Origin of the sequence: Catenulispora pinistramenti, from assembly GCF_018274385.1 — a bacterium.
GTDB lineage: Bacteria > Actinomycetota > Actinomycetes > Streptomycetales > Catenulisporaceae > Catenulispora > Catenulispora pinistramenti.
In genome coordinates this window covers 1-4,995 of sequence record NZ_JAAFYZ010000387.1, presented here as the reverse complement: position 1 = coordinate 4,995, position 4,995 = coordinate 1, and the positions used below count along the sequence as shown (strand labels likewise).

Sequence of the window (4,995 nt, the reverse complement as noted above, 5' to 3'; positions counted from 1 at the left end):
CCACCCGCCCGGCCGCTCAGCGGCCAACGCCCCCAGCGCCGCCAGCCGCGGCACATGCCCCTGAAGCCGCCGGGCGAAATCGGCCGGATCCCGCCGCTCATCACTCCACGCCCCCTCGGCCAGCGCACACAACCGCGGATACAGCAGATGCCGCACCACCTCGGTCGTCGGCGCGGACTCGGTCCACACCTGCGCCTGGGTGCCCAGCACGCCCGGGCCGCCCGAGCCGTCCGCCAACGCCGCCGGCCCCGTCGCGCTCAGCCCGGTCGGCAGCGGATCGAAGCCGTAGGCGTCGGCCAGCGTCAGGACCCGGTCATCAGCCGACGGCGGCTCGTCGGGATGCCCGCTTTGCCGGTAGTCCAGATACGTGTGCTCATGAGGGGCCACGATCACCTGATGCCCGCGCGCGATCGCCTCCGCCGCGTGCTCCGGTTTCAGCCACGCGGTCGCGACCACCCCCGGATCCAGGTGGCCGACACCGACGGCGTCGTTCCAGCACACGGCCCGGCGGCCGTGCTCGGCCAGGAAGGCATGCATCTGGCTCAGGAACCAGCCCAACAGATCGGCGACGTCCGTCAGGCCGGCGCGCGCCGCACGGTCGCGGGCCTCGGCGCTGGCCCGCCACTGCGTGGTACGGCACTCGTCGCCGCCGATGTGGATGTTGGGCGCCGGGAACAGGGTCATGACGTCGGACAGGACATGGCGGCAGAAGTCGAGCGCTTCGTCGTGGACGGCGAGGATGTCCTCGCTGATGCCCCACGACGTCCACACCGGCACCCTGGCCTCGGGATGGTTGCCGAGCCGCGGGTAGGCGGCGATGGCCGCGCGGGTGTGGCTGGGCATGCCGATCTCCGGGACGATCGTCACGCCGCGTGCGGCGGCGTACGCCACGAGCGCGGCCAGCTCGGCGCGGGTGTAGTGGCCGGAGTGCGGGGTGCCGTCGAAGACGGTGGAGCCGGCGCGGCCGACCATCGATTCGGTGCGGGTGGCGCCGATCTCGGTGAGCAGCGGCAGGCCGTCGATCTCGATGCGCCAGCCCTGGTCGTCGGTGAGGTGCAGGTGCAGGATGTTGAGTTTGTGCAGGGCGATCTCGTCGACGAGGCGGTGCAGGAAGCCGATCGGCATGAAGTGCCGGGCCACGTCCAGCATGACGCCGCGCCAGGCCAGGCGGGGGGCGTCGTGCACGTGGCAGGCCGGCCAGCGCCATATCTCGGCCGGTGCGGCTGCCGGATCCGTTGACAGCGCCCGCGCCGGGAGTAGTTGCCGCAGCGTCTGCACGCCGTTGAACAGCCCGGCCTCACTCGGTGCGGCCAGCGTCACCTGTTCGGGCTCGATGAGCAGGTCGTAGCCGTGCCGGTGGTCGTGGGCGGCGGCGTCCAGACGCACGGTGATGACCGGTCCGGTGCCGGTGCGCGGCCGGTCCGGGCCGAGGTAGGCGGCGAGCAGGTCGGCGGGGCGTTCGGCGCCGGGGCCGGCGGCCAGGTGCAGCGCCGCCGGCACGGCGAACTCGCCGGGGTGTGCGGTGTACTCGGCGGGGCGGGGGATGATCACAAATGGCCTTTCGAGTCAGCCCTTGACGGCACCGGCGGTCATGCCGGCGGTGAGGCGGGTCTGCGCGATGAGGAAGAAGACGACGGCGGGCAGCGCGAACAGCGTGGAGCCGGCGATCAGGCCCGCGTAGTCGGTGCCGGTATTGGTGGAGAAAGTGGCCAGCCACACCGGCAGCGTGTAGTGGGCGTCGTCCTTCATCATCACGTAGGCGTAGATGTAGTCGTCCCAGGCCGTGATGAACGCGAAGATCGAGGTGGCGATGGTGCCCGGGGCCAGCAGCGGCAGCATGATGTGCCGGATGACCTGGACGGGACTGGCGCCGTCGAGTTCGGCGGCCTCCTCCAGCTCGGCCGGGATGCCCTGGGCGAAGCCCCGCAGGATCCAGATCGTCAGCGGCACCACGAACGCGGTGTAGGTGAGCCCCAGGGACAGCAGGTTGTTGAGCAGGTGCAGGTTCTTCATGGTCAGGAACATCGGGATCACCAGCGCCGGGGCCGGGATCATCTGGATGCCGAAGATGGTGACCAGCAGCGCGCGCCGGCCGACGAAGTGGAACCGGGCCAGGGCCAGGGCGGCCAGGAAGCCGACGACGGTCGCCACGAGCACCACCGACAGCGTCACCACCAGGCTGTTGAGCACGTAGGAGCCGAAGTGCGGTTTGCCGATGGCGTCGGCGAAGTTGGCCAGGGTCAGCGGGAACGGCCAGAACTTCGGGGTGGCGGTGAGGATGTCGTGCTGCGGTTTGAACGCGGTGTTGACCATCCAGTACAGCGGGAACGCCCACACCAGGACGAACAGCGAGCCGCCGATGTCCAGCAGCAGCCTTGAGCGCGGTGACGCCTTCATGTTTCCTCCCCTGCCACGACCAGCCGCCGGACCCACCAGCCGACCAGCACGGCCAGCAGCACCACCGAGAACACCGCGATGGCCGCGCCCTGCCCGTAGGACTGGGAGGCGAAGGCCTGGGTGAAGGACCAGATCGCGATGGTGGTGGTGGCCCCGTCCGGGCCGCCCTTGGTCAGGATCCAGATCTGGTTGAACACGTTGAAGTCCCAGATCACCGACAGCACGGTGACCAGCATCAGCACCGGGCGCAGGAACGGCACGGTGACGGTGCGCAGCCGGCGCAGGTACCCGGCGCCGTCGATCGCGGCGGCCTCGTAGTAGTCGCCCGGGATCTGGCTCAGGCCCGCATACAGGGTCAGGGCGACGAAGGGCACCGATATCCAGACCACCAGCAGCCAGACCACGACGAACCCGGAGGTGGTCCCGGCCAGGAAGTCGTGCTGCCGCACGTCGCCGAAGACCCGCAGCTGAGTCAGCAGCCAGTTGACGACACCGTAGGTGGGCTGGAACAACCATTGCCAGACCAGCGTCGAGGCCACGGTCGGCATGGCCCAGGCGCCCAGCAGCGCCAGCATCATCGCCACGCGCAGCTTGCGGCCGGCCGCGACCATCATCAGGGCCGCGCCGAAACCGATCACCACGGTGCCCGCGACCAGGCTCGCGGCGAACACCACGGTCCGCACCAGCACCGGGGCCAGCTGGCTGTCGTGCAGGATCGCGGTGTAGTTGGCGGTGCCGACCGAGGTGGCGCGTCCGGTGATCAGGGTCCGCAGTCCGAAGCCCTGGGTGGAGATGACGCCGAGGCGGATCAGCGGGTAGCCGACGACGGCGGCCAGCAGGACGACGGCCGGGATCAGCAGGATGTAGGGCTGCACCTGGCGGCGCCGGCGCCGGCCGGGTGAGGCCGCCCCCGTTCCTCCGGGGGCAGCGGGGCCGGCCGGCGGCGCGGCCTGTTCAGCGGCGGGCAGGGCCATCATTGCGCCGGGGCGTTGAGCGCCTGGTCCAGGTGCGCGTCCAAGGTCTTGGCGGCCTCGGCCGGGCTCTTGCGGCCGGTGGCTATGTCGGCGAAGAAGTCGTTGATCGACTTGTCCGACTCCACGGTCGCCCAGCCCGCCACGGCCGGGGTGGCCACCGAGTTCTTCGCCGCGGTGAAGAACGCCTTCGACACCTCCGGCACGGCGCCGATGGTCTGGTCGATCACCTCGGAGGAGGCCGGGATCCAGTGGTCGATCCCGACGATCGCCGAGGCCTGCACGGCCGGGTCGGTGGCCGTCTTCAGGTAGGCCAGCGCCAGCGCCTGGTTCTTGCTCTTGGCCGCGACCACCAGGTCCGAGCCGCCGAGGAACACCGGCTGGGTCTTGCCGTCGGTGGCGCTGGGGAACGGGAAGGTGCCGATCTGGTCCTTCAACGACGGGTCCACCGTCAGGATCTTGTTGATGTTCGTGTTCAGGATGGTCGCGGTCTTGCCCTGCGCGAACAGCGTGTTGAAGTCCGGCGCCGTGGTGTCGACGTCCTGCGAGGCCGCCGAGGAGTACTTGCCGACGAAGTCCTTCCACGCCCGCAACCCCTGCTGCGCCTGCGGCGACTCCAGAGCGCCCGACCACTTGCCGCCGGAGTCGGTGGCCAGCTGACCGCCGGCGTCCCAGACGAACTGCAACGCCCCGTACCAGTAGCGGCCCGGGAAGTAGAACGCCGAGAAGTCCGGCGCCGTGTTCTTCGCCTTGATCGCGTCCAGGTCCGCGGTCAGCTGCGGGAACGTGGTCGGCGCGGTGGTGATCCCGGCGTCGGCCCAGATCTTCTTGTTGTAGATCACGGCCCGGTTGCCGGCGAACAACGGCGCGCCGTAGCTGTGCCCGTCGATCGTGGCCGGGCCCGCCAGGCCCGGCAGCCAGTGCTGGCCGGCCTGCAACTGCGGCAGCACCGAGGTGATGTCGCTCAGACCGGAACTGGCCGCGAACAGCGGCACGTCGGTGTTGCCGATCTCGATCACGTCCGGCGGATTGTCCTGGGCCAGCGCCGTGGCGATCTTGGTGTTGATGCCGTCCCACTGCTGGATCTCGACCTTCACCCGCGCGCCGGTCGCCGCGGTGAACTTGTCGTCGATCGCCTTCACGACGGCGTCGGACAGGTCGCCGTCCATGTACCAGACCGTCAGGGTCTTGCCGGTACCGGAACCCGGCCCGGCGACCGCCGCCGATTGCGCGCCGGAAGCGGACCCGCCGGGACCGGAGGAAGAACTGGAACAAGCCGAAGCGCCGAGAACGAGCAGGGGCACGAGGACACTACCCGCGGCGCGCGCGGCCGATCTGCGGATGCGCATGGTGATCCTTACCTTCGAGCTCTGTCAGAGGGGAGATGAGCGAGGTGCGACGGATGTTTGCACTTTCCCATTGGTAATGTCAACGCCGCTGGCGCTCTCAGCCCGAACTTCCATGCCAGGCAGATGGCCTACTTGACAGACCACTGGTCTAGTCCGATCCTGAACGCCAGCAGTTCCAGGAAGTTACCTATGGTCCGCTCGGAGGTAACCTCACCGCACCGTCACGGCAGCACCGACCCCACAAGGAGTTCCCTGACATGCGCCACCGCCCCGTCCCC

General features: G+C 69.7%; 4 protein-coding genes. All 4 read right to left on the bottom strand.

Going from position 1 to position 4,995, the window contains the following annotated elements; all coding sequences use genetic code 11:
* Positions 1–1,551: beta-N-acetylhexosaminidase (locus KGQ19_RS47385; RefSeq protein ID WP_212022011.1), on the bottom strand; the 1,551-nt coding region annotated here is incomplete at its 3' end.
* Positions 1,552–1,566: 15 nt separating this feature from the next.
* On the bottom strand, positions 1,567–2,397 hold the full coding sequence (locus tag KGQ19_RS47380) for a carbohydrate ABC transporter permease (RefSeq protein WP_212022010.1): 831 nt from the start codon (positions 2,395–2,397) through the stop codon (positions 1,567–1,569).
* Positions 2,394–3,272 carry a carbohydrate ABC transporter permease gene (locus KGQ19_RS51535; RefSeq protein WP_307856734.1) on the bottom strand — a complete coding sequence of 293 codons (879 nt, stop codon included), beginning with the start codon at positions 3,270–3,272 and terminating at the stop codon, positions 2,394–2,396. Before KGQ19_RS51535 ends, KGQ19_RS47380 begins: the two co-directional genes overlap by 4 nt.
* Before the next feature lie 98 nt (positions 3,273–3,370).
* Positions 3,371–4,717 carry an extracellular solute-binding protein gene (locus KGQ19_RS47370; RefSeq protein WP_212022008.1) on the bottom strand — a complete coding sequence of 449 codons (1,347 nt, stop codon included), beginning with the start codon at positions 4,715–4,717 and terminating at the stop codon, positions 3,371–3,373.
* Positions 4,718–4,995 lie beyond the last annotated feature (278 nt).

What these genes read in the sequence shown, in the direction of transcription:
- KGQ19_RS47380 (WP_212022010.1), bottom strand. Translation starts at nt 2,397, where the DNA reads ATGAAGGCGTCACCGCGCTCAAGGCTGCTGCTGGACATCGGCGGCTCG.
- KGQ19_RS47370 (WP_212022008.1), bottom strand. Translation starts at nt 4,717, where the DNA reads ATGCGCATCCGCAGATCGGCCGCGCGCGCCGCGGGTAGTGTCCTCGTG.